The sequence below is a fragment of the Enterobacter sp. P82 genome, from assembly GCF_037053385.1.
Taxonomy (GTDB): Bacteria; Pseudomonadota; Gammaproteobacteria; order Enterobacterales; family Enterobacteriaceae; genus Enterobacter.
The window spans coordinates 275,115-299,092 of sequence record NZ_JBALHX010000003.1; the positions used below are offsets into that span (position 1 = coordinate 275,115).

The 23,978-nt window shown below is 53.3% G+C and carries 22 protein-coding genes and 1 other RNA gene; 6 read left to right on the top strand and 17 right to left on the bottom strand.

All coding sequences use genetic code 11. The annotated features are described in order from the left end of the window. Positions 1-294: 294 nt before the first annotated feature. Genes ubiI through WB237_RS16810 form a run of 4 tightly spaced genes read right to left on the bottom strand, consistent with a single transcriptional unit; the run spans position 295 to position 4,608 of the window. Entirely contained in the window at positions 295-1,497 is a 1,203-nt protein-coding gene (gene ubiI / locus WB237_RS16795) for an FAD-dependent 2-octaprenylphenol hydroxylase (protein ID WP_336214704.1), read from the bottom strand. A gap of 12 nt (positions 1,498-1,509) precedes the next feature. Then, complete coding sequence (ubiH, locus tag WB237_RS16800; RefSeq protein WP_336214706.1) at positions 1,510-2,688, bottom strand: 2-octaprenyl-6-methoxyphenyl hydroxylase; 1,179 nt, start codon at positions 2,686-2,688, stop codon at positions 1,510-1,512. Beyond that, positions 2,685-3,998, bottom strand: a complete 1,314-nt coding sequence (pepP, locus tag WB237_RS16805) for a Xaa-Pro aminopeptidase (RefSeq protein WP_336214827.1) — start codon at positions 3,996-3,998, stop codon at positions 2,685-2,687. Before pepP ends, ubiH begins: the two co-directional genes overlap by 4 nt. A gap of 31 nt (positions 3,999-4,029) precedes the next feature. Beyond that, on the bottom strand, positions 4,030-4,608 hold the full coding sequence (locus tag WB237_RS16810; protein WP_028016963.1) for a YecA/YgfB family protein: 579 nt from the start codon (positions 4,606-4,608) through the stop codon (positions 4,030-4,032). 168 nt (positions 4,609-4,776) lie between these two features. Between WB237_RS16810 and zapA the strand changes: the two genes are divergently transcribed. From zapA to WB237_RS16825, 3 genes are all read left to right on the top strand, one after another. Beyond that, the gene (zapA, locus tag WB237_RS16815; protein WP_006811891.1) at positions 4,777-5,106 is read left to right on the top strand and encodes a cell division protein ZapA; all 330 of its coding nucleotides are present in this window, start codon (positions 4,777-4,779) and stop codon (positions 5,104-5,106) included. Positions 5,107-5,147: 41 nt separating this feature from the next. After that, positions 5,148-5,331, top strand: a non-coding RNA gene (ssrS, locus tag WB237_RS16820) — 6S RNA. Positions 5,332-5,355: 24 nt separating this feature from the next. Next, positions 5,356-5,952 carry a 5-formyltetrahydrofolate cyclo-ligase gene (locus WB237_RS16825; RefSeq protein ID WP_336214710.1) on the top strand — a complete coding sequence of 199 codons (597 nt, stop codon included), beginning with the start codon at positions 5,356-5,358 and terminating at the stop codon, positions 5,950-5,952. Between the two features lie 41 nt (positions 5,953-5,993). Here WB237_RS16825 and serA read toward each other — a convergent pair whose 3' ends face one another. Together serA and rpiA are read right to left on the bottom strand one after the other, a co-directional pair. Continuing rightward, the gene (gene serA, locus WB237_RS16830; RefSeq protein WP_028016965.1) at positions 5,994-7,226 is read right to left on the bottom strand and encodes a phosphoglycerate dehydrogenase; all 1,233 of its coding nucleotides are present in this window, start codon (positions 7,224-7,226) and stop codon (positions 5,994-5,996) included. A gap of 267 nt (positions 7,227-7,493) precedes the next feature. Next, a complete protein-coding gene (rpiA, locus tag WB237_RS16835; protein WP_003860091.1) occupies positions 7,494-8,153 on the bottom strand; it encodes a ribose-5-phosphate isomerase RpiA in 660 nt (219 codons plus the stop codon). Between the two features lie 127 nt (positions 8,154-8,280). Here rpiA and argP point away from each other — a divergent pair, with 127 nt between their 5' ends. Further along, positions 8,281-9,174: a DNA-binding transcriptional regulator ArgP gene (gene argP / locus WB237_RS16840; protein WP_008499727.1), complete on the top strand. Its 894-nt coding sequence runs from the start codon at positions 8,281-8,283 to the stop codon at positions 9,172-9,174. A gap of 42 nt (positions 9,175-9,216) precedes the next feature. On the opposite strand, the gene WB237_RS16845 is transcribed toward argP, so the two are convergent. The 7 genes from WB237_RS16845 to tkt all read right to left on the bottom strand — a co-directional run bounded on the left by WB237_RS16845 (position 9,217) and on the right by tkt (position 17,602). Continuing rightward, entirely contained in the window at positions 9,217-9,948 is a 732-nt protein-coding gene (locus tag WB237_RS16845) for an oxidative stress defense protein (protein WP_028016967.1), read from the bottom strand. A 93-nt stretch (positions 9,949-10,041) separates the two neighbouring features. Then, a complete protein-coding gene (gene argO / locus WB237_RS16850; protein WP_021242063.1) occupies positions 10,042-10,677 on the bottom strand; it encodes an arginine exporter ArgO in 636 nt (211 codons plus the stop codon). A gap of 145 nt (positions 10,678-10,822) precedes the next feature. Further along, the gene (locus WB237_RS16855; protein WP_028016968.1) at positions 10,823-11,677 is read right to left on the bottom strand and encodes a small-conductance mechanosensitive channel MscS; all 855 of its coding nucleotides are present in this window, start codon (positions 11,675-11,677) and stop codon (positions 10,823-10,825) included. 187 nt (positions 11,678-11,864) lie between these two features. Then, positions 11,865-12,944, bottom strand: coding sequence for a class II fructose-bisphosphate aldolase (gene fbaA, locus WB237_RS16860; protein WP_028016969.1), 1,080 nt, complete (start codon positions 12,942-12,944; stop codon positions 11,865-11,867). A 92-nt stretch (positions 12,945-13,036) separates the two neighbouring features. Continuing rightward, the gene (gene pgk, locus WB237_RS16865) at positions 13,037-14,200 is read right to left on the bottom strand and encodes a phosphoglycerate kinase (protein ID WP_128347284.1); all 1,164 of its coding nucleotides are present in this window, start codon (positions 14,198-14,200) and stop codon (positions 13,037-13,039) included. Between the two features lie 49 nt (positions 14,201-14,249). Beyond that, a complete protein-coding gene (epd, locus tag WB237_RS16870) occupies positions 14,250-15,269 on the bottom strand; it encodes an erythrose-4-phosphate dehydrogenase (protein WP_336214717.1) in 1,020 nt (339 codons plus the stop codon). A gap of 341 nt (positions 15,270-15,610) precedes the next feature. Further along, the gene (gene tkt, locus WB237_RS16875) at positions 15,611-17,602 is read right to left on the bottom strand and encodes a transketolase (protein WP_336214719.1); all 1,992 of its coding nucleotides are present in this window, start codon (positions 17,600-17,602) and stop codon (positions 15,611-15,613) included. 272 nt (positions 17,603-17,874) lie between these two features. Between tkt and WB237_RS16880 the strand changes: the two genes are divergently transcribed. Next, positions 17,875-18,633: a M48 family metallopeptidase gene (locus WB237_RS16880; RefSeq protein ID WP_021242066.1), complete on the top strand. Its 759-nt coding sequence runs from the start codon at positions 17,875-17,877 to the stop codon at positions 18,631-18,633. 86 nt (positions 18,634-18,719) lie between these two features. On the opposite strand, the gene speB is transcribed toward WB237_RS16880, so the two are convergent. The 4 genes from speB to WB237_RS23060 form a co-directional block, all read right to left on the bottom strand. After that, the gene (speB, locus tag WB237_RS16885; RefSeq protein ID WP_336214722.1) at positions 18,720-19,640 is read right to left on the bottom strand and encodes an agmatinase; all 921 of its coding nucleotides are present in this window, start codon (positions 19,638-19,640) and stop codon (positions 18,720-18,722) included. A 209-nt stretch (positions 19,641-19,849) separates the two neighbouring features. Further along, entirely contained in the window at positions 19,850-21,826 is a 1,977-nt protein-coding gene (speA, locus tag WB237_RS16890; protein WP_114979908.1) for a biosynthetic arginine decarboxylase, read from the bottom strand. An 8-nt stretch (positions 21,827-21,834) separates the two neighbouring features. Next, the gene (gene yqgB, locus WB237_RS16895; protein WP_127312443.1) at positions 21,835-21,966 is read right to left on the bottom strand and encodes an acid stress response protein YqgB; all 132 of its coding nucleotides are present in this window, start codon (positions 21,964-21,966) and stop codon (positions 21,835-21,837) included. 94 nt (positions 21,967-22,060) lie between these two features. Next, a complete protein-coding gene (locus tag WB237_RS23060) occupies positions 22,061-22,204 on the bottom strand; it encodes a hypothetical protein (RefSeq protein ID WP_431603072.1) in 144 nt (47 codons plus the stop codon). 424 nt (positions 22,205-22,628) lie between these two features. Between WB237_RS23060 and metK the strand changes: the two genes are divergently transcribed. Then, positions 22,629-23,783 carry a methionine adenosyltransferase gene (gene metK / locus WB237_RS16905; RefSeq protein WP_114979907.1) on the top strand — a complete coding sequence of 385 codons (1,155 nt, stop codon included), beginning with the start codon at positions 22,629-22,631 and terminating at the stop codon, positions 23,781-23,783. The last annotated feature ends 195 nt before the right edge of the window (positions 23,784-23,978 follow it).

Consider the following 23,978-nt stretch of genomic DNA (forward strand, 5'->3'; position numbering starts at 1 on the left):
GATTAACCATAAGGTAAAATGGGTCATCACATTAGCTTATGACCAAAAAACGCTGAAAAGCCTACAGAGTTATTCACTGGAAAAATGCGATTAACCCCGCACAAAATTAACAATGATCTAACAGGATTTAGCACATGGTGATATTTCCTGCGGAAAAATGGGCCAAATTTCCGCAACATAAAATTAGCCAGATTAGATTATCTAATGCGAAAAATGAGGTGAAATTAGAATATTTCAAACGAGGAAATTTCCCCGGCACAGAGGCCGGGAAATAAAGTGTGACGGGGGTCTAAATTAGCGCAGCCAGTCCGGTAGGTCGTTAAGACCCATCGCCTGACGAAGAAGTTGAGGTTTAACGCCGGGAAGCGTATCAGCGAGCTTAAGGCCGATGTCACGTAGCAATTTTTTCGCCGGATTGGCACCGGCAAACAACTCACGGAAACCCTGCATGCCCGCCAGCATCATTGCCGCGCTATGCTTGCGGCTGCGCTCATAGCGACGCAGATACAGATGCTGACCAATGTCTTTCCCTTCGCGATGCAGACGACGCAGTTCTTCAACCAGTTCAGCCGCATCCATAAAGCCAAGGTTAACGCCCTGCCCGGCCAGCGGATGAATCGTGTGTGCCGCATCCCCCACCAGCGCCAGACGGTGCGCCGCAAACTGACGCGCGTAGCGTCCGGTTAACGGGAACACCAGACGCTCGCTCTCAAGCGTGCATAACCCAAGACGGTTATCAAACGCCATGCACAGTGCCTGGTTGAACGCTTCTGGCGTGGCCTCCTGCATCAGCTGCGCTTTTTCTGGCACCAGGGACCAGACAATCGAGCAGAGATGCGGATCGCTTAACGGCAGGAAGGCCAGAATGCCGTCATTATGGAAGATCTGACGCGCGACACCGCCGTGCGGCTCATCAGTGCGGATCGTCGCTACCAGAGCATGATGACGATAATCCCAGAACGTTAGCGGAATATCGGCTTTATTACGCAGCCAGGAGTTCGCACCATCAGCGCCAACAACCAGACGTGCAGTCAACATGTCACCGCTTTGCAGGGTAATAAACGCCTCATTTTCACCCCACGCGACCTGCTGGATTTGTGCGGGTGCCATCAGGGTGACATCGTTGCATGACTGCGCTTTTTGCCACAGCGCATGATGGATAACGGCATTCTCGATGATATGACCGAGATGGCTATAGCCCATACTTTCGTCATCAAAAGCGATATGACCAAAGCTGTCTCTATCCCATACTTCCATGCCGTGATAGCAACTGGCGCGCTGCGCCACGATATCTGACCAGACACCAAGGCGCGTCAGCAGCTTTTCGCTGGCCGCATTAATTGCCGAGACGCGGAGTTCCGGCGGCGCATCCTGTGCGACACGCTGGGGCTGCTTTTGCTCCAGCACGGCCACGCGCAGGCCGCTGCCCTGTAAGCCACAGGCCAATGCCAGTCCTACCATTCCGCCGCCAACGATGGCGACATCAACATTTTGCACGGTGATAACTCCTTAACGCGCGACCCAACCAAGGGTCCGCTGCGCCAGCACGTCACGTGCCGGAATGAATAATTCCATCGCCATCAGCCCGAGGTTACGGCCTGCAACCAGCGGCGCCCAGTGATTGGCAAAAAGATGAACCAGGCCATCAGTGACACCAATCGTCGCCTCTTTATCCGCCTGACGTCGCTTCTGGTAATGGCTTAGCACTGAGTATGCACCGCAATCTTTTTGCTCACCCCACGCTTGCGAAAGGGTTTCTGCAAGGCTCATGACATCTCGTAACCCGAGGTTAAAGCCCTGACCCGCAATCGGATGCAGCGTCTGCGCGGCATTACCCACTAGCACGACACGATGGGAGATGGATTGAGATGCTGTCGTCAGCGACAACGGATATACCGTCCTCTTGCCTGCATGGGTGATCCGCCCCAGCCGCCAGCCAAAGGCTTTTTGCAACTCAGTGCAAAAACGTTCGTCGGACCAGGACTGAATCTCTTCAGACTTACTCTGGGGATGGCACCACACCAGCGAGCAGCGTCCGTTCGACATCGGCAGCATCGCCAGCGGGCCATACTGTGTAAAACGTTCAAAAGCCCTGCCGCTGTGCGCTCCGGCAGTGGAGACATTCGCAATGACCGCCACCTGCCCATACGCCAGCTGACGCCACTCGATACCACACTGGGTGCCGAGCGCAGATCGAGAACCATCTGCGGCAACCAGAAGCTGGCCTTCAAGAACAGTACCATTTTCCAGCGTCACACTGACCGCCCCTTCACTGCGACTAAAACTGGCCACACGCGCCGGACAATGCAGCGTGACGCCAGGTGCATCCTGAAGCTGACGGAACAGACGTAATCCGACGTCGTGCAGCTCAACGACCTGCCCCAGGGCATCAATACGATAATCCTGCGCATCCAGCGTGACAAAACCCGCATGCCCGCGATCGCTAACGTGAACGGTGTTGATCGCCGTCGCACAGTCGGCAATCGACTGCCAGATACCGATGCGCGACAGTTGCTGACATGTCCCCTGCGCCAGCGCAATTGCGCGGGCATCAAAACCGGGGTGGTCTGAAGCCTCTGGAGCAACGGCTTCCACCAGATGCACCGGGAGTTTCCCCTGTGTCATGTGCGAAATAGCGAGTGCCAGCGTGGCCCCCGTCATTCCGCCGCCAACAATAATCACGCTCATTTGTGTGCCGCTGCCATCAGCGCCTCGATATCGTCAGCATTTTTGACCACGCTGGCCGTCAGGTTCTCGTTGCCGCTTTCGGTAATGACGATATCGTCTTCAATGCGGATGCCAATCCCGCGATACTCTTCAGGCACATCGGCATCAGGCGCGATATACAGCCCAGGTTCTACGGTTAATACCATGCCCGGCTCCAGCACGCGCGAACGTTCTGCACCATACGCCCCCACATCATGCACATCCAGCCCCAACCAGTGGCTCAGGCCATGCATAAAGTACGGTCGATGCGCATTTTCAGCAATCAGAGTGCCTACGTCACCTTTCAGAATACCGAGCTTAACCAGGCCGGTAATCATGATGCGCACAACTTCGCCGGTCACTTCCTGAATGGAGGTGCCAGGACGATACAATGTGAGTGCCGTCTCAAGGGATTCCAGAACGATGTCGTAAATCGCGCGTTGTGCCGGCGAGAATTTACCGTTCACCGGGAAGGTACGAGTGATGTCCCCCGCGTAGCCCTGATATTCGCAACCGGCGTCAATCAGCACTAGATCGCCGTCACGCAGCGCGCTTTCGTTTTCGGTATAGTGCAGAATGCAGCCGTTCTCCCCGCCACCGACAATGGTGTTGTAAGAGGGATAACGTGCGCCGTGACGGTTAAATTCATGGTGAATTTCGCCTTCCAGCTGGTATTCAAACATACCCGGGCGGCATTTCTCCATGGCACGGGTATGCGCCAGAGCACTGATTTCACCTGCCCGACGCATCAAATTCAGCTCTTCTTCGGACTTGAACAGGCGCATCTCATGCACGACCGGACGCCAGTCTATGAGCGTGGCGGGGGCGGACAGGTTCTGCCGCGAGCCTTTGCGCAGCTTATCCAGGGCAGTAAAGACTATTTCATCGGCATACGCGTATTCGCCCTGAGCGTGGTAAAGCACATCCAGACCATTCAACAACTGATAGAGCTGCTGATTGATTTCGCTAAACGCCAGCGCACGGTCAACGCCCAGCTTCGCCGGCGCGGCCTCCTGGCCTAAGCGGCGGCCAAACCAGATTTCGGCCGTCAGATCGCGTACGCGGTTGAAAATCACGCTGTGGTTGTGGGTGTCATTGCTTTTAATCAGCACCAGTACCGCTTCCGGCTCGTTAAAGCCGGTGAAGTACCAGAAATCGCTGCTCTGGCGATAGGGATATTCGCTGTCGGCGCTACGCGTTACTTCGGGCGCGGCAAAAATCAGTGCAGCGCTTCCCGGCTGCATTTTGGCGAGCAGCGCCTGGCGGCGGCGCGAATACTCTTGATTCGAGATAACCATGACACCCTCCTGTGCGTTATTTTTCTTAATGTAAGGTTGGCTTGCGGACTTCCGGCGCGGTCGGCTGTGAGCGCGTAAAGTTGTCGTGGCACAGCAACGCCGCCACGCGCACATACTCGATGATCTCTTCGAGAGACATTTCCAGCTCTTCCTGGTCTTCGTCTTCATCGTAACCAAGCTGGGCAATGTTACGCAGATCGTCGATCGCCTCACCGGCTTCGCCGGTCACTTTATCGAGTTTAGGCTGTGTCACACCCAGCCCCAGCAGATAGTGGTTTACCCAACCTGCCAGCGCATCAGCGCGATCAAACACGCTTACGTCATCGCCCTCAGGCAGATAAAGCTGAAAAAGGAAGCCATCGTCTTCCAGTGAATCACTGATGGCGGCATGCATTTTACGCAGTGCCTCCGCCAGTTCGTGACCAAACGCCAGCCCTTCGTTCGTGAGGTCGTGGATCAGCGGCTGCCATGAGCTGTCGCTGTTTCCGCCGCACAGCATGCCACTGATCAAACCGTGCATTTCGGCAGGGGTTAAACCCACTCCCTGCTGGTTCAGTAACTGGTTTAAATCGTTGTAACCAGGCATTTCGTTCTGTATAGACATGAGCATTCGTCATCAAAGGGGGGAAGTTTCATGATATGCTACCACTTTGGACCCTGGTGATACCAGAAAAGGGCTTGTATCTTCACATCAGGGTAGCTATAGTGTCGCCCCTTCGCGGCCCCCGGGGCAGTAAGCGAAGGCAGCGCAGTCAATCAGCAGGAAGGTGGCATGTCTGCACAACCCGTCGATCTCCAGATTTTTGGCCGTTCACTGCGAGTGAATTGTCCACCTGAACAAAGGGATGCCCTGAATCAGGCTGCGGACGATTTGAATCAGCGGTTGCAAGATCTAAAAGAACGCACTAGAGTCACAAATACTGAGCAGCTGGTTTTCATCGCCGCGTTGAACATCAGCTATGAACTGACTCAGGAAAAAGCGAAGACCCGCGACTACGCGGCAAGTATGGAGCAGCGCATTAAAATGCTCCAGCAGACCATAGAACAAGCATTGCTTGATCAAGGTCGCAATCCCGAAAGACCGGGACCAAAGTTTGAATAACACTTCTCAGTTGACTATGGTAGAGTAACTGTGAAGACAAAATTTCTCTGAGATGTTCGCAAGCGGGCCAGTCCCCTGAGCCGATATTTCATACCACAAGAATGTGGCGCTCCATGGTTGGTGAGCATGCTCGGTCCGTCCGAGAAGCCTTAAAACTATGACGACACATTCACCTTGAACCAAGGGTTCAAGGGTTACAGCCTGCGGCGGCATCTCGGAGATTCCCTCTCTTTTCTTCTACCGACTACCATGACTCAATTCCCTGAAGTTTCTGCTTCACGCCAGGACATTCGTCAGTTAATTCGTCAACGCCGTCGTGCGTTAACCTCCGATCAGCAAGCGCATTTTGCCCAGCAGGCTGCCGCGCGCATGATGGCGTATCCGCCTGTTGTGATGGCGCATACCGTAGCCTTGTTTCTCTCATTTGATGGCGAGCTGGATACCCAACCTCTCATCGAGCAACTCTGGCGAGCCGGGAAGAAGGTTTACCTGCCAGTGCTGCATCCGTTTAGCGAAGGTAATCTACTTTTTCTGCACTACCACCCGCACAGCGAGCTGGTCGTAAATCGTCTGAAAATCACTGAGCCAAAACTGGATGTGCGTGACGTGCTGCCGCTGTCACAGCTGGATGTGCTGATTACGCCTCTGGTGGCGTTTGATGAACAGGGCCAGCGTTTAGGGATGGGCGGCGGCTTTTACGACCGGACGCTGCAAAACTGGCAACAGTATGAGCTACAGCCGGTGGGTTACGCGCATGATTGTCAGGGCGTGGAGGCATTGCCGGTGGAAAAATGGGATGTGCCGCTACCGGCGGTGGTGACGCCCAGTAAAACCTGGACCTGGTAGAATAAAGCCGGGTGGCGCAGCCGCCACCCGACACAACACAATCAGTACAGCAGACGCGCGCGAATCGTCCCTGGAAGCGCCTTCATGCTCTGCAGTGCTTTCTCGGCAACATCGTCATCCGCTTCAATATCAATCACCACATAACCCATCTGAGAATTCGTCTGCAGATACTGCGCGGCGATGTTGACGCTCTGCTCGGCAAAGATCTGGTTAATGGCGGTCAGCACACCCGGACGGTTTTCGTGAATGTGCAGCAAGCGACGACCACCGTGCAGCGGCAGAGACACTTCCGGGAAGTTCACCGCAGAGAGCGTAGAACCGTTGTCAGAATATTTGCTCAGTTTACCCGCCACTTCCAGACCGATGTTCTCCTGCGCTTCCTGGGTTGAGCCGCCAATGTGTGGCGTCAGGATTACGTTGTCGAATTCGCACAGCGGAGAATTAAACGGATCGCTGTTGGTCGCAGGCTCCGTTGGGAAGACGTCGATGGCCGCACCCGCCAGATGCTTACGCTTCAGCGCATCCGCCAGTGCCGGGATATCGACAACCGTGCCGCGCGCGGCGTTGATCAGCAGTGAGCCCGGCTTCATCAGCGCCAGCTCTTCCGCGCCCATCATGTTTTTGGTGGAGGCATTTTCCGGCACGTGGAGGCTGACCACATCGCTCATATTCAGCAGATCAGAGAGATGCTGAACCTGCGTCGCGTTACCCAAAGGCAGCTTGCTTTCAATATCGTAAAAATAGACATGCATCCCGAGAGATTCAGCCAGAATCCCCAGTTGAGTACCAATGTGACCATAACCAATGATACCCAGTTTTTTACCACGGGCTTCATATGACCCCGCTGCCAGTTTATTCCAGACACCGCGGTGTGCTTTGGCGTTAGCTTCAGGGATACCGCGTAGCAGCAGCAGCAACTCGCCAATCACTAACTCCGCCACGGAACGGGTGTTGGAGAACGGGGCGTTGAACACTGGAATACCGCGTTTGGCGGCTGCATTCAGATCGACCTGATTGGTACCGATACAGAAACAGCCAATGGCAACCAGTTTTTCCGCCGCAGCAATTACATCTTCAGTCAGGTGGGTACGGGATCGCAGACCAATGAAGTGGGCATCACGGATGGCCGCTTTCAGCTCTTCGGTGTCCAGCGCGCCTTTGTGAAATTCGATGTTGGTGTAACCCGCTGCACGAAGGCTATCAAGCGCTTTCTGATGCACGCCTTCAACCAGCAGGAATTTAATCTTGTCTTTCTCCAGTGATACCTTTGCCATTTACCCGACCCTGTATTTTATCTGAACTGATGTTGTGCTGGATTTAAATCCGCTATAGCCAACATATCAAAAAAAACTATTGCAGCAATATGAACGTTTGCGTCGGCACTCTGAAGAAAAGTCATACAGGGTAAAATGACAGAGGAAAATGCTACAGAAATTTGTGAATGCGGCAGGATCGGCAAAATAGGCGTAAAAACGTGACACAAGTCACCGAATTTAGCTTTTCAAAAATTTTTTAGCGGGGGGAGGACTCCCCCCGTCAGATCATTTTACGATGGTTTTCACGCCGTCAGCGGTACCGATCAGCGCCACATCCGCGCCACGGTTGGCGAATAGCCCTACGGTTACTACGCCTGGAATGCCGTTGATGGCATTTTCCAGCGCGATAGCATCTAGGATTTCCAGACCGTGAACGTCGAGGATCACGTTACCGTTATCGGTGACTACGCCCTGACGATATTCCGGACGACCGCCCAGCTTCACCAGTTGACGGGCAACCGCGCTACGGGCCATCGGGATCACTTCCACCGGCAGCGGGAAATTACCCAGAATATCGACCTGCTTGGAGGCATCCGCGATGCAGATGAACTTGTCCGCAACGGAGGCAATGATTTTTTCACGCGTCAGCGCTGCACCACCGCCTTTGATCATCTGCATATGGCCGTTAATCTCATCCGCGCCATCAACGTAAATCCCCAGACGGTCAACTTCGTTGAGATCGAAAACGGTAATGCCGAGGCTTTTCAGCTTTTCCGTGGAAGCATCGGAGCTGGAAACCGCGCCCTCAATTTGCCCCTTCATCGTGCCCAGCGCATCGATAAAGTGTGCCGCGGTTGATCCCGTACCGACACCGACAATGGTACCCGGCTGTACATACTGGAGAGCGGCCCATCCTACTGCTTTTTTCAGTTCATCCTGCGTCATGATCGTTTTGCCTGTGGTGTGAAAACTTAGGCCGCATTATAGAACACGTGAGGTGGAATTCGTCTGTCACAAAGGGAAAATTGTGTCATAGTGCAGAATAAGCCAAATTAAGGAGTCAGCCAGAGCGATGAAACGTCCGGACTACAGAACACTACAGGCACTTGATGCAGTTATTCGTGAACGAGGTTTTGAGCGCGCGGCGCAAAAGCTTTGCATCACGCAGTCCGCCGTATCACAGCGTATCAAACAGCTTGAAAATATGTTCGGCCAGCCGTTGCTGGTACGCACCGTGCCGCCACGTCCAACCGAGCAAGGGCAAAAGCTCCTCGCCCTGCTGCGCCAGGTTGAACTGCTGGAAGATGAGTGGTTGGGTGATGAACAAACGGGCTCTACGCCACTGCTGCTCTCTCTGGCGGTCAACGCCGACAGTCTGGCAACCTGGCTGCTGCCTGCCCTGGCCCCGGTATTAGCAGATTCCCCTATCCGCCTGAATTTGCAGGTTGAAGATGAAACCCGTACCCAGGAGCGCCTGCGTCGTGGTGAAGTGGTTGGTGCGGTCAGTATTCAGCCTCAGGCGCTGCCGAGCTGTCTTGTCGATCAGCTAGGCGCTCTGGATTACCTGTTTGTGGGTTCAAAAGCCTTTGCCGAGCGCTACTTCCCTAATGGTGTAACCCGCGCCGCACTGCTCAAAGCGCCAGCAGTCGCGTTCGACCATCTGGACGATATGCATCAGGCGTTCCTGCAGCAAAACTTTGACCTGCCGCCGGGCAGCGTACCGTGTCATATCGTCAACTCGTCTGAAGCCTTCGTGCAGCTTGCGCGTCAGGGCACCACCTGCTGCATGATCCCGCATCTGCAGATTGAGAAAGAGTTGAAAAGCGGAGAGCTGATTGACCTAACGCCGGGGCTGTATCAGCGCCGGATGCTCTACTGGCACCGTTTTGCGCCGGAAAGCCGTATGATGCGCAACGTCACCGATGCGCTACTGGCTTACGGGCACAAGGTGTTGAGACAGGATTAAAAAATAAGCCGGGTGGCGGCTTCGCCTTACCCGGCCTGCAGACTACTGAGCTGTTTTCTGCTGTGCTGCAACAGGCTCCAGCTGGAACACCACATCGACCTGATCGTCGAACTGGATCGTCGGCTGCTCGTAAGTTTCCTGAGCAGATACTGGCGCCGCATCGGCTTTCATCATCCGTACCATCGGGCTTGGCTGATAGTTTGAGACGTGGTAACGCACGCTGTAAACCGGGCCGAGCTTGCTGTTAAAGCCTGCAGCCAGTTGCTGCGCCTGATGCATCGCATCATCAATCGCCGCTTTACGCGCTTCGTCTTTGTATTTCTCCGGTTGCGCAACGCCCAGCGACACAGAGCGAATTTCGTTCAGCCCCGCCTTCAGCGCGCCATCCAGTAATGCATTCAGCTTGTCCAGTTGACGCACCGTCACTTCGACAGTACGCACAGCACGGTAGCCTTTCAGAATGCTTTTGCCATTCTGGTAGTCGTAATCGGGTTGAGTACGCAGGTTAGCGGAGTTGATATCTTTTTTACCTACACCGTTCTGCTCAAGAAATGAGAGATATTGCGCAACACGATCGTCAGCCTGCTTCTTGGCAGATGCCGCATCTTTCGCAGCCACATTGACTTCAATCGCCAGGGTTGCAACATCCGGTACCGCATCCACACTTGCGGTGCCTGAAGTGACGATGTGCGGACCATCTGGCAGTTCACTTGCCTGCACCGACACCGCACCTAAACTCACTAATGCCGCCAGGGCCATCACTTTAAACTTCACTGTCATTCCTCCATGTTGCGAAGAGTGCCCCAACAACAGGGCGCATGCCAGCAAGCTTAGCGGGTCTTGTTCAGTTGTCCATAAGACAATGGCTTAGTTGAACAATTCCTGGACATGATGAATGCCCTCTTTTGCCAACTGGAAGGCAATAAACCACATCACGAGACCCACCAGTGTGTTGATGATCCGCTGCGCTTTAGCAGTGCGAAGACGAGGGGCCAGCCACGCCGCCAGGATCGCAAGACCGAAAAACCAGAGGAAAGAGGCGCTGACCGTTCCAAGCGCAAACCAGCGCTTCGGCTCAACATCCAGCTGTCCGCCCAGGCTCCCCAGCACCACAAAAGTATCGAGATAAACGTGCGGGTTAAGCCAGGTAACCGCCAGCATGGTGACGATGATCTTCCAGCGCCCCTGCTTCATGACTTCAGCGCTTGCCAGCTCAAGATTGCTGCTCATGGCCGTTTTCAGTGCACCAAAACCGTACCACAGCAGAAACGCCACGCCACCCCAGGTAACCAACGCAAGAAGCCAGGGCGACTGCATCAGCAATGCACTACCACCAAAAATCCCGGCGCAAATCAGCAGCAGATCGCTTACCGCGCACAGCAGGGCAATCATCAGATGATACTGACGGCGGATGCCCTGATTCATCACGAACGCATTTTGTGGGCCAAGCGGAAGGATCATGGCCGCCCCTAAGGCAAGCCCTTGAAAGTAATAGGATAACATGACGAAACTCTCACAGTGTTGTTCTGGAAGCAGACTATACTGCGCGAATCACATTAGAGGAAATTGATAATATTAATTGGGGATTAGTCATGCTTATAAAAATAAAGCCCGGTGGCGCTAGCGCTTACCGGGCCTGGTGGTGAAGTTATTCTGCTTCTTTGACTTTTTTGACGTTTACGTCCATCTGCGGGTAAGGGAAGCTGATGCCATTAGCATCGAACTCACGTTTGATACGCTCCAGAACATCCCAGTAAACGTTTTGCAGATCGCTGCTTTTGCTCCAGATACGTACCACGAAGTTAATCGAAGAAGCACCCAGTTCGTTCAGGCGTACGGTCTGCTCTTTGTCTTTCAGAATGCGATCGTCTGAAGCAATGATATTGCTAATCAGCGACTTCACCTGATCGATATCGGAATCATATGCCACGCTGATGATCAGCTCATTTCGGCGCACAGGTTCGCGGGAAAAATTGATGATGTTGCCTGCAATGATTTTCCCGTTTGGCACAACAACGATACGACCATCAACGGTACGCAGGGTGGTAGAGAAAATCTGTACCTGAAGTACCGTTCCGGCAATCCCACCAAGGTCAACGTACTCACCAGAACGGAATGGGCGGAAGGTGACCAGCAGTACGCCGGCGGCCAGGTTCGAGAGCGAGCCCTGCAATGCAAGGCCAATAGCCAGACCTGCTGCACCAAGCACGGCGATTACCGATGCGGTCTGTACGCCCACGCGTCCCAGTGCTGCAATTAGCGTAAAAGCGATAATACCGTAACGCACCAGTGCAGAGAGGAAATCTGCAACCGTGGCATCAATATTTCGGGCGCGCATCACACGGTTGACGGTGTTTGATACGATACGTGCCACGATCATCCCGACGATGAGGATGGCAATAGCCGCTACGATGTTTACGGCGTAGCTCAACAGCAACTCCTGGTTACGCACCAGCCAGGTACCGGCGTTATTGATGCTGTCTACGACATCGAGTTGTTCCATTTATTCTTCCTTTTGTTAAACCAAAACACAAAAATCCATCCCCCATGGAGACAGGCAGGTCAGTAAAGGGTAAACAAAAAGCACCGGTTTTGCCAAACAGATCACAAAAACCGGTATGGCAGGCTCTTGAAAAGGCATAAAAAAAGGCCCGCATTTGCGGGCCTTCTGATGCTGTTAGCAGCTCAAATTACAGAACGTCAACCGCGTTCAGTTCTTTGAAAGCCTGCTCCAGACGAGTCACCATGGAAGTCTGCGCTGCGCGCAGCCATACGCGTGGATCGTAGTATTTCTTGTTCGGCTGGTCTTCGCCTTTCGGGTTGCCCAGCTGGCCCTGCAGGTAAGCTTCGTTAGTTTTGTAGTACTGCAGAATACCGTCCCAGGTTGCCCATTGGGTATCGGTATCAATGTTCATTTTCACTACACCGTAGCTTACGGAATCTTTGATTTCCTGAGCAGAAGAACCGGAACCGCCGTGGAAGACGAAGTTCAGGCTGTTGTGCGGCAGGTTGTGTTTCTTAGACACATATTCCTGAGAATCACGCAGGATAGTTGGGGTCAGAACCACGTTACCTGGTTTGTAAACGCCGTGTACGTTACCGAAGGACGCTGCGATGGTGAAGCGTGGGCTGATTTTGCTCAGCTCGGTGTAAGCGTAATCAACATCTTCTGGCTGGGTGTACAGTGCAGAAGCGTCCATGTGGCTGTTGTCCACGCCATCTTCTTCACCACCGGTGCAACCCAGTTCGATTTCCAGGGTCATGTCCATTTTGGCCATGCGCGCCAGGTATTTGGAGCAGATTTCGATGTTTTCGTGCAGTGACTCTTCAGACAGGTCGATCATGTGAGAAGAGAACAGTGGCTTACCGGTAGCAGCAAAGTGTTTTTCACCCGCGTCCAGCAGACCGTCGATCCACGGCAGCAGTTTCTTCGCGCAGTGGTCAGTGTGCAGGATAACTGGAACACCGTAGTGTTCAGCCATCTGGTGTACGTGGTGCGCACCAGAGATAGCACCCAGGATTGCAGCACCCTGAGGAACGTCAGTTTTCACGCCTTTACCAGCGATGAACGCAGCACCGCCGTTAGAGAACTGAACGATAACCGGTGCTTTAACTTTTGCAGCGGCTTCCAGTACGGCGTTGATGGAGTCGGTACCTACGCAGTTAACTGCTGGCAGAGCGAAGTTGTTTTCTTTAGCTACCTGGAACACTTTCTGTACGTCATCACCAGTGATAACGCCAGGTTTTACGAAATCAAAAATTTTAGACATGTTGCTTAGTCCTGTATCTTCGGCCGTTAGAAAAGGTGCGAGCTCTTAAAAGCGCGCTGAAAATTGGGCAGGTTTCCCTGCCCTTGAATGGCTTACTTCTTAGCGCGCTCTTCGAGCATTGCTACTGCTGGCAGTACTTTGCCTTCCACGAATTCGAGGAATGCACCGCCACCAGTGGAGATGTAGGAGATCTTGTCAGCGATACCGAACAGGTCGATTGCCGCCAGGGTGTCACCACCACCTGCGATAGAGAACGCTTCGCTGTCTGCAATAGCGTTAGCAACGATTTCAGTCCCTTTGCGGAAGTTCGGGAATTCGAACACGCCAACAGGACCATTCCACAGGATAGTTTTTGCGTTTTTCAGGATTTCAGCCAGTTTCTGTGCAGAAACGTCGCCCAGGTCCAGAATTTGCTCTTCGTCTTTGATGTCGTTTACAGACTTCAGGGTCGCCGTTGCAGTTTCAGAGAATTCAGTGGCAACACGAACATCTGTTGGAACTGGAATATCACAGGTGCTCAGCAGACGTTTAGCTTCGTCAACCAGGTCTGCTTCGTACAGGGATTTACCCACGTTGTGACCTTGAGCGGCAACGAAGGTGTTCGCGATACCACCGCCAACGATCAGCTGGTCAGCAATTTTAGACAGGGAGTCCAGAACGGTCAGTTTGGTAGAAACTTTAGAACCACCAACGATAGCAACCATTGGACGGGCAGGTTCTTTCAGTGCTTTACCCAGCGCTTCCAGTTCGTCAGCCAGCAGAGGACCTGCACAGGCTACGTCTGCGAATTTACCGATACCGTGGGTAGAAGCCTGCGCACGGTGAGCCGTACCGAAAGCATCCATTACGAATACGTCGCACAGTGCAGCGTATTTTTTGGACAGTGCTTCGTCGTCTTTCTTCTCGCCTTTGTTGAAGCGAACGTTTTCCAGAACAACCAGTTCACCGGCAGCAACTTCAACGCCGTCCAGGTAATCTTTCACCAGGCGAACCGGGTTGGACAGTTTGTCTTTCAGGTAATTAACAACTGGCAGCAGAGAGAACTCTTCGTTGTACTCGCCTTCGGTTGGACGACCCAGGTGGGAGGTTACCATCACTTTAGCGCCCTGCTTCAGAGCCAGTTCGATGGTTGGCAGAGATGCACGGATACGCGCGTCGCTGGTCACTTTACCCTCTTTAACCGGTACGTTCAGATCAGCACGGATGAAAACGCGTTTACCAGCCAGATCCAGATCGGTCATCTTAATTACAGACATGGTGAATCCTCTCGTTGATTCTTAAAGTTTTGCAGACGCACAATGCGTCTTACCTGAAACCTTGAGCGGCCATTGCTAACGTAGTGTCGAGCATTCGGTTAGCAAAGCCCCATTCGTTATCACACCAGACCAGCGTCTTGATAAGGTGTGCGCCACTGACGCGTGTTTGAGTGCCATCAACGATGGCGCTGTGCGGGTCGTGGTTAAAATCTACTGAGACCAACGGCAATTCCGTATAGTCAACTATACCATGAAATGCACCCAGTGCCGCTTTTTGCAGCAACATGTTGACTTCACTGGCTTTTACCGGTTTTTTCACCGTCACACTAAGGTCGATTGCGGTGACGTTAATCGTCGGAACGCGCACGGCAATCGCTTCAAAACGGTCATTAAACTGCGGGAAAATACGTGTGATCCCTGCTGCCAGTTTTGTGTCCACCGGAATGATTGACTGGCTCGCCGCGCGAGTGCGTCGTAAATCCGGATGGTAGGCGTCGATCACCTGCTGATCGTGCATGGCGGAGTGAATCGTGGTCACAGTACCGGATTCAATGCCATATGCATCGTCTAACAGTTTAATGACCGGAATAATGCAGTTAGTGGTACAGGAGGCGTTGGAGACAATGCGATGTTCAGCTTGCAGCTCATGCTGATTGACGCCAAACACGACGGTCGCGTCGAGATCGTTGCTGCCGGGATGAGAAAAAAGGACTTTTTTCGCACCTGCTGCCAGATGGGCTTCGCCATGTTCGCGGTTGCCATACACGCCGGTACAGTCAAGCACCACATCCACACCCAATTCACGCCAGGGTAGCCCGGTAATGCTGTTCTCATGCAGCACACGGATAGCGTCATCACCCACAAAAAGCTGATCTCTTTCCTGGCGTACATCCCAGGCAAAGCGTCCGTGGCTGGTGTCATATTTCAACAAATGCGCCATGCCCGTAGCATCCGCCAGTTCATTGATTGCCACCACGGTCATTTCCGCCCGACGTCCGGATTCATACAAAGCACGAACCACATTACGTCCGATGCGACCGAAGCCATTAATCGCTACGCGTACGGTCATAGATCTCCTGCAAAGCTATCCCTGGGTTTGAGGTGGCTGAAAGAGTAATCCAGCTACGCCCGAAGGGGAATCCTTGCTGTCACAAACTGCGATTGATTGGTCAATTGTCGAACATTTAATCGACTGAAACGCTTCAGCAAGAATAAGCGAATCGAGGAATAAAAGGAATGTCTGTCCAGATGAATAAGCGAGCTATATGACTTGCGTCACATTTTAGGTGGAATAATTTACGACGAGGTAAAAGCAAAACGGTAACCGAGAGGTTACCGTTTTTAGTGTTTGCACCCTCTCCCTGTGGGAGAGGGCCGGGGTGAGGGCATCAGCCCGCACCGCACAAACGATTACAGCAGTTCTTTCGCTTTCGCTACAACGTTCTCAACGGTGAAGCCGAACTCTTCGAACAGCAGCTCTGCCGGTGCAGACTCACCGAAGGTGGTCATACCGACGATTGCGCCATTCAGGCCCACATATTTGAACCAGTAGTCAGCAATACCCGCTTCCACTGCCACACGAGCGGTAACCGCTTTAGGCAGTACGGACTCGCGGTATGCAGCATCCTGCTTGTCGAACGCATCGGTAGACGGCATGGAGACCACACGCGCTTTAACGCCTTCGGCAGACAGTTTGTCCCATGCCGCAACAGCCAGCTCAACTTCAGAACCGGTGGCGATGAAGATCAGCTCTGGCTGACCTGCACAATCTTTCAGAACATAACCACCGCGAGCGATGTTCGCCAGCTGCTCTGGAGTACGGTCCTGCTGTGCCAGGTTCTGGCGGGAGAGGATCAGTGCGGTTGGGCCATCCTGACGCTCAACACCGTATTTCCACGCCACTGCGGATTCAACCTGGTCACATGGACGCCATGTGCTCATGTTCGGAGTCACACGCAGAGAAGCCACCTGCTCTACCGGCTGGTGAGTTGGACCATCTTCGCCCAGACCGATGGAGTCGTGGGTATAGACCATCACCTGACGCTGTTTCATCAGCGCAGCCATACGTACGGCGTTACGTGCGTACTCTACGAACATCAGGAAGGTAGAGGTATACGGCAGGAAACCACCGTGCAGGGAGATACCGTTAGCAATTGCCGTCATACCGAATTCACGTACACCATAATGGATGTAGTTACCGGCAGTATCTTCGTTGATCGCTTTAGAACCGGACCACAGGGTCAGGTTAGAAGGCGCCAGGTCAGCAGAGCCGCCCAGGAATTCAGGCAACAGTGGACCAAATGCTTCAATCGCATTCTGAGACGCTTTACGGCTGGCGATTTTAGATGGGTTCGCCTGCAGCTTAGCAATAAACTCATTCGCTTTTGCATCGAAGTCAGAAGGCATATCACCTTTCATGCGACGGGTGAATTCAGCGGCTTCCTGTGGGAAGGCTTTAGCATACGCAGCGAACTTCTCGTTCCATGCGGCTTCTTTCGCCTGACCTGCTTCTTTTGCATCCCACTGAGCATAAATGTCAGATGGGATTTCGAATGCCGGGTGTTTCCAGCCCAGCGCTTCGCGCGTCAGTGCAATTTCCGCGTCGCCCAGTGGCGCACCGTGGGAATCGTGGGTACCGGCTTTGTTCGGTGAACCGAAGCCGATAATGGTTTTGCACATCAGCAGGGATGGTTTGTCAGTGACAGCGCGCGCTTCTTCTATTGCACGTTTAATCGAGTCAGCATCGTGGCCATCAACACCACGCACAACGTGCCAGCCATAGGCTTCAAAACGTTTAGCGGTGTCATCGGTGAACCAGCCCTCAACGTGACCGTCAATGGAGATACCATTGTCGTCGTAGAACGCAACCAGTTTGCCCAGTTTCAGGGTCCCCGCCAGGGAGCACACTTCGTGAGAAATGCCTTCCATCATGCAGCCATCACCCATGAACGCGTAGGTGAAGTGGTCTACGATGTCGTGGCCAGGACGGTTGAACTGCGCCGCCAGGGTCTTCTCAGCAATCGCCATACCCACAGCGTTCGCAATACCCTGGCCCAGTGGACCGGTCGTGGTTTCAACACCAGCGGTGTAACCCACTTCCGGGTGACCTGGAGTTTTGGAGTGCAGCTGACGGAAGTTTTTCAGCTCTTCAATCGGCAGATCGTAGCCAGTGAGGTGCAGCAGGCTATAGATCAACATAGAGCCGTGGCCGTTGGACAGCACGAAACGGTCGCGGTCAGCCCATGCCGGGTTCTGCGGGTTGTGGTTCAGGAAATCACGCCACAGGACTTCGGCGATATCAGCCATACCCATAGGGGCCCCTGGGTGGCCGGATTTGGCTTTCTGTACTGCGTCCATGCTCAGCGCACGAATAGCATTAGCAAGCTCTTTACGTGAGGACATTTTAACTCCAGATCGGACTGTTAAAGGCCATGCCCTTGACGACAGCGCGTTTTGGGCTACGCCGGAAAAAAGTGCCAACAATGTAACCCAAGCAGCATGCCATGTACATGGAGCATTCTTTTGCAGCTTAAGAAATCTCTGGATCATGCTCGCATGTTGCGCAATCTGCTCGCCCGACCCCGTAGATATTCCTTATACTTAGCCCGACCCCGGCTTCGTTGCCGGTGTACTTTTCGGATTTTATTCAGATTAACGAGTACGGAAGCAACCTCATGAAAATGCGTGCAATAGTGCTGGCCCTGGGAACAACGCTCCTGCTGAGTGGCTGTCAGAATATGGATTCTAACGGCCTGATGACCTCAGGCGCAGAAGCTTTTCAGGCTTATTCCCTGAGCGACGCGCAGGTAAAAGCGCTGAGCGACCAGGCCTGTAAAGATATGGACGGAAAAGCCACACTTGCCCCTGCTAACAGTACCTACACGCAGCGTCTGAATAAGATTGCTTCCGCGCTGGGCGATAACATCAACGGCCAGCCGGTAAACTACAAGGTTTACATGGCCAAAGACGTGAACGCTTTCGCAATGGCGAACGGTTGTATCCGCGTCTATAGCGGGCTGATGGATATGATGACCGACAACGAAGTTGAAGCGGTGATCGGCCATGAAATGGGCCACGTTGCGCTCGGTCACGTGAAGAAAGGGATGCAGGTTGCCTTAGGCACCAACGCCATTCGCGCAGCAGCGGCTTCAGCGGGCGGTATTGTTGGTAGCTTGTCGCAGTCGCAGCTTGGCGATGTCGGAGAGAAGCTGGTTAACTCTCAGTTCTCCCAGCGTCAGGAGTCCGAAGCAGATGACTACTCCTACGATCTGTTGCGCAAACGCGGCATTAATCCATCAGGTTTAGCCACCAGCTTCGAAAAACTGGCCAAACTGGAAGCAGGACGTCAAAGCTCAATGTTTGATGATCACCCAGCCTCAGAAGAACGCGCGCAGCATATTCGCGACCGTATGGCCGCAGACGGAATTAAATAATTTCAGAGGGAGGCAGTCTTGCCTCCTTTTCAAAAGCACAAAAAAGCCCTCACCAGCTGGTGAGGGCTTTTATTTAACCGCTAAACTTACTCGCCTTTTTTCGCCGCCTGGATGTAGAGCATTTCCAGTGCCAGCGTCGCCGCAGCCAGAGCGGTAATTTCGGACTGATCGTAAGCTGGAGCCACTTCCACCACGTCCATCCCGACGATGTTCAGATCTTTCAGACCACGAACCAGTTTGATGGCACGGTCAGAAGTCAGGCCGCCGATCACCGGTGTACCGGTACCCGGAGCAAACGCCGGATCCAGACAATCGATATCGAAGGTCAGGTAGACCGGCATGTCACCCACGATCTGCTTCACATGTGCAATGATGTCGTCAACACCGCGATCGTTTACCTGGCAGGCATCCAGCACGGTAAAGCCGTTATCTTTATCGAACTCAGTACGGATACCGATCTGCACAGAGTGGTTGGGATCGATAAGGCCTTCGTTTGGCGCGGTGAAGAACATGGTGCCGTGGTCGAATTCACAGCCGTTCGCATAAGTGTCGGTATGTGCATCAAAGTGCACCAGCGCCATTTTACCGAAGTGTTTTGCGTGCGCACGCAGCAGTGGCAGAGTCACAAAATGGTCACCACCGAAGGAGAGCATACGCTTACCTGCTGCCAGCAGCTTCTCGGCGTGCGCCTGGAGTTTTTCGCTCATCTCACGCGCGTCACCAAAAGCGTAAACCAGGTCACCACAGTCAACTACGTTCAGGCGCTCACGCATGTCGAAGTTCCACGGGAAGCGATTGTGTTCCCAGGCCAGGTTAGTCGATACCTGACGGATGGCTGCCGGGCCATGACGCCCACCAGCACGGCCAGAGGTAGCCATATCAAATGGCACGCCAGTGATAACCCAGTCGGCATCGCTGTCGTACGGCTGGAAGTTCATCGGAAGGCGTAAAAAACCAAACGCGTTAGATACCAGAGAGTTATCGTACTGATGACCTAAAGTGCTCATGTCCTGACCTCTTTTAAAGTCGATACATTAAAAACAGATGAAAAAAAATCCCCTCCGCGTCGTTAAACCCGACGAGGAAGGGATTGATTCGTAAATAGCATATTGGGCGAATTATCACCCTTAATTCATACGGGTTCAAGAGAGTATAGGGCATTGTGCGGTCTGATGCCCTTACCCCGCCCTCTCCCACAGGGAAAGGGAGATTTACCTTACTCGTCTTCCAGGTAGGTGTACCCGTACAGACCCGCTTCAAACTCTTCCAGGAACTGCTGCTGTAGTGCATCGTCCAGACCGGTGTTTTTCACCTGATCGCGGAACTGGGTTAGCAACGTTTTTGGATCCAGCTGAACGTATTCCAGCATGTCCGCCACGGTATCGCCTTCGTCAGACAACTCAACTTCCACACTTCCGTCAGGGAAGACAAACACGTCAACCGCTTCGGTATCACCGAACAGGTTGTGCATGTTACCGAGGATCTCCTGGTATGCCCCGACCATGAAGAAGCCCAGCATTGGCGGGTTCTCCGGGTCGTATTCTGGCATTGGCATGGTAGTCGCAATACCATCACCATCCACGTAGTGGTCGATAGCACCGTCAGAATCACAGGTGATGTCCAGCAGCACCGCACGACGTTCCGGAGCATGGTTCAACCCTTCCAGCGGCAGAACCGGGAACAGTTGATCGATACCCCAGGCATCCGGCATCGACTGGAACAGGGAGAAGTTGACGTAAATCTTGTCCGCCATACGTTCCTGCAGCTCGTCGATAATCGGACGGTGTGCGCGGTTGCTCGGGTCGAGCTGTTTCTGCACTTCATGGCACATGTTCAGATAGAGCTGTTCGGCCCACGCGCGCTCCTGTAGGCTAAAGTTACCTGAAGAGTAGCCAACGTGAATATCGTGCAGATCCATCTGGCTGTCATGCAGCCACTCACGCAGGGAACGGCGTGTACCCGGTTCGTGCATCTCCTGCCAGGTTTCCCACATATTTTGCAGGGAACGAGGTGCATCAGCCTGCGGCGGCGTGGCTTCGGAAATTTCGCTACGCTCTACGCCGATAATGTTGGACACCAGCACCGTATGGTGCGCGGTTACTGCGCGGCCAGATTCAGTGATCACCGTCGGATGCGGCAAACCGTGTTCTTCACACGCATCGCCAATCGCCCAGATGATGTTGTTAGCATATTCGTTCAGGCCGTAGTTCACAGAGCAGTCAGACTGAGAACGCGTGCCTTCATAGTCCACACCCAGGCCGCCACCCACGTCAAAGCACTGAATATTGACGCCGAGCTTGTGGAGCTCAACGTAGAAACGCGCGGACTCACGCACGCCGGTGGCGATGTCGCGAATGTTAGCCATCTGCGAACCGAGGTGGAAGTGCAGCAGCTGAATGCTGTCCAGACGACCGCGCTCACGCAGAATTTCTACCAGCTGCAGAACCTGGTTTGCCGCAAGACCGAATTTGGATTTTTCGCCGCCGGAAGACTGCCATTTACCGGAACCCTGCGAGGCCAGACGCGCACGCACACCCAGGCGAGGTACTACATTCAGACGCTCGGCTTCTTCCAGCACAATAGCGATTTCGGTCATCTTCTCGATAACCAGATAGACCTTATGGCCCATCTTCTCGCCAATCAGCGCCAGACGAATGTATTCACGGTCTTTATAGCCGTTACAGACGATTACAGAACGGGTCATGCCCGCATGCGCCAGCACGGCCATCAGCTCTGCTTTTGAGCCCGCTTCCAGGCCCAGCGGTTCGCCGGAGTGGATTAGCGACTCAATCACGCGGCGGTGCTGGTTCACCTTGATCGGGTAAACCAGGAAGTAGTCGCCTTTATAACCGTAGGATTCACGCGCACGTTTGAACGCGGCGTTAATCGAACGCAGGCGGTGTTGCAGGATCTGCGGGAAGCAGAACAGTGCAGGCAAACGCTGGCCCTGTGCTTCGCGGGCTTTCACCAGTTTGGCGAGATCCACGCGCGCTTCAGGGACGTCGGGATCCGGGCAGACACTGATGTGGCCCAGTTCGTTGACGTCGTAGTAGTTATTGCCCCACCAGGCAATATTGTAAGTGCGCAGCATCTTGCTGGCTTCCTGGGAGCTCATCGCAACCTCCTGCATAGAACGTAGTACACCCTGTTCGCCCGCTGACGAAGGCGAAAAAGAAGACATGTCGTCAGACATAGCGAACCTCAACTCTTTGTATTAAGTGTAAAACAGTTGACTACTATCGCAGCGTTATACGGCGATAACAACCCATAAACGGCTCCGTTTCCCAGCAGAGTATGCTGAAATCCAGACCGTGCGACCGGTTTCTTATTCATATCATTGTAAAACACGTATCCGAACTCTGTATGACAAGGTTCGGCGAAACCACGAGAAAACTCTTGTATTAACAAGAGCGCCCTTGTTCAGTTTTCACAAAGCGTTACCGGCCCTGGAATCCTGAGAAGCGCCGAGATGGGTATAACATCGGCAGGTTTGCAGACTAGAAATGCGGGTTGCGGGAATCAAATGCGCGCCAGAACGGCTGCGCTGAATTAGCGGAAAACGATGGTTCATTATCTCGTATCACCTCCACGGCCGCTCCTGCTGAAACGGACCACAAGCCAAAGCTAAAAGTTCACTGCTTAACCCGGCTGGAAGTGGCGACACGATGAGTTCATCGAGCGCTTTTTTGTATGAGCCGCGCGCCGCGTTTTATACCGAGAAGGGGGCTAAAAAGCAAAACAAAAATGCGCGTGTTGCCAGTACCGTCAGGAAAAATTTCCAGTAGCCTTTTCAACTCAGCGAGAGGTTAGTCAAAAAAAACTGGAAATCGGGTGAAGAAGTGACCTAAAATAGACGTCCAGATGTTAATCCATCTATACTGATTAACACTCATACTGCCAGTGTCAAAAACCTGCAGGCCTTGGTAGAATTATCTCCTTTGGCTATTCTACACAGCAGCTTGAGCTAACCAAATTCCTCTTAGGTGAAATAAAACATGGCAAAACACCTGTTTACGTCCGAGTCCGTATCAGAAGGACATCCTGATAAAATTGCTGACCAAATCTCCGATGCGGTGCTGGATGCGATCCTGACCCAGGATCCAAAAGCGCGCGTAGCGTGTGAAACCTATGTCAAAACCGGCATGGTTCTGGTTGGCGGTGAGATCACCACCAGCGCATGGGTTGATATCGAAGAGATCACCCGTAACACGGTGCGTGAGATCGGCTATGTGCATTCTGATATGGGCTTTGATGCCAACTCCTGCGCGGTACTGAGCGCAATTGGCAAACAGTCTCCAGACATCAACCAGGGCGTGGACCGTGCCGATCCGCTGGAACAGGGCGCGGGCGACCAGGGTCTGATGTTTGGTTATGCAACCAACGAAACTGACGTGCTGATGCCAGCACCTGTGACCTACGCACACCGTCTGGTGCAGCGTCAGGCTGAAGTGCGTAAAAACGGCACCCTGCCGTGGCTGCGCCCGGATGCGAAAAGCCAGGTCACCTTCCAGTACGACGATGGCAAAATCGTCGGTATCGACGCGGTAGTTCTGTCTACCCAGCATTCCGAAGAGATTGACCAGAAATCCCTGCAAGAAGCGGTGATGGAAGAGATCATCAAGCCAGTTCTGCCTGGTGAATGGCTGAGCTCAGCAACCAAATTCTTCATCAACCCAACCGGACGCTTTGTTATCGGCGGCCCAATGGGTGACTGCGGCCTGACCGGTCGTAAAATCATCGTTGATACTTACGGTGGCATGGCACGTCACGGTGGTGGTGCGTTCTCTGGTAAAGATCCATCAAAAGTTGACCGCTCTGCTGCGTATGCCGCGCGTTATGTTGCGAAAAACATCGTTGCTGCAGGTCTGGCTGACCGTTGTGAGATTCAGGTGTCCTACGCTATCGGCGTAGCTGAACCAACCTCCATCATGGTTGAAACCTTCGGTACTGAGAAAGTACCTTCAGAACAGCTGACACTGCTGGTGCGTGAGTTCTTCGACCTGCGTCCATACGGTCTGATTCAGATGCTGGATCTGCTGCACCCTATCTACAAAGAAACCGCTGCATACGGTCACTTTGGTCGTGAACATTTCCCATGGGAAAAAACCGACAAAGCCGCTCTGTTGCGTGAAGCTGCCGGTCTGAAATAATCGACTGACGGTGTTAAACAGGCCAGCCTTTGTGCTGGCTTTTTTTTTGTCGGCTGGTAGCTCAAAGCCGCACCCTGTGTAATCGATTCCACCTCTCTTTTCATGCTTTTCTTTCAGAACAATCTCTTTGCATGAGCAGCTTTCTTCTGCTGTTACATTCCATTTAAGTTAAGTCTGAAATCTCGTCTTTCGCGA

Coding starts and splice junctions, on each gene's coding strand:
- serA (WP_028016965.1), bottom strand. CDS start 7,226: ATGGCAAAGGTATCACTGGAGAAAGACAAGATTAAATTCCTGCTGGTT.
- speB (WP_336214722.1), bottom strand. CDS start 19,640: ATGAGCACTTTAGGTCATCAGTACGATAACTCTCTGGTATCTAACGCG.
- yqgB (WP_127312443.1), bottom strand. CDS start 21,966: ATGAATAAGAAACCGGTCGCACGGTCTGGATTTCAGCATACTCTGCTG.
- fbaA (WP_028016969.1), bottom strand. CDS start 12,944: ATGTCTAAAATTTTTGATTTCGTAAAACCTGGCGTTATCACTGGTGAT.
- WB237_RS16880 (WP_021242066.1), top strand. CDS start 17,875: ATGAAAATGCGTGCAATAGTGCTGGCCCTGGGAACAACGCTCCTGCTG.
- ubiH (WP_336214706.1), bottom strand. CDS start 2,688: ATGAGCGTGATTATTGTTGGCGGCGGAATGACGGGGGCCACGCTGGCA.
- WB237_RS16810 (WP_028016963.1), bottom strand. CDS start 4,608: ATGTCTATACAGAACGAAATGCCTGGTTACAACGATTTAAACCAGTTA.
- metK (WP_114979907.1), top strand. CDS start 22,629: ATGGCAAAACACCTGTTTACGTCCGAGTCCGTATCAGAAGGACATCCT.
- WB237_RS23060 (WP_431603072.1), bottom strand. CDS start 22,204: ATGAACCATCGTTTTCCGCTAATTCAGCGCAGCCGTTCTGGCGCGCAT.
- WB237_RS16855 (WP_028016968.1), bottom strand. CDS start 11,677: ATGGAACAACTCGATGTCGTAGACAGCATCAATAACGCCGGTACCTGG.
- pgk (WP_128347284.1), bottom strand. CDS start 14,200: ATGTCTGTAATTAAGATGACCGATCTGGATCTGGCTGGTAAACGCGTT.
- epd (WP_336214717.1), bottom strand. CDS start 15,269: ATGACCGTACGCGTAGCGATTAATGGCTTCGGTCGCATCGGACGTAAT.
- tkt (WP_336214719.1), bottom strand. CDS start 17,602: ATGTCCTCACGTAAAGAGCTTGCTAATGCTATTCGTGCGCTGAGCATG.
- argP (WP_008499727.1), top strand. CDS start 8,281: ATGAAACGTCCGGACTACAGAACACTACAGGCACTTGATGCAGTTATT.
- WB237_RS16825 (WP_336214710.1), top strand. CDS start 5,356: ATGACTCAATTCCCTGAAGTTTCTGCTTCACGCCAGGACATTCGTCAG.
- argO (WP_021242063.1), bottom strand. CDS start 10,677: ATGTTATCCTATTACTTTCAAGGGCTTGCCTTAGGGGCGGCCATGATC.
- speA (WP_114979908.1), bottom strand. CDS start 21,826: ATGTCTGACGACATGTCTTCTTTTTCGCCTTCGTCAGCGGGCGAACAG.
- rpiA (WP_003860091.1), bottom strand. CDS start 8,153: ATGACGCAGGATGAACTGAAAAAAGCAGTAGGATGGGCCGCTCTCCAG.
- zapA (WP_006811891.1), top strand. CDS start 4,777: ATGTCTGCACAACCCGTCGATCTCCAGATTTTTGGCCGTTCACTGCGA.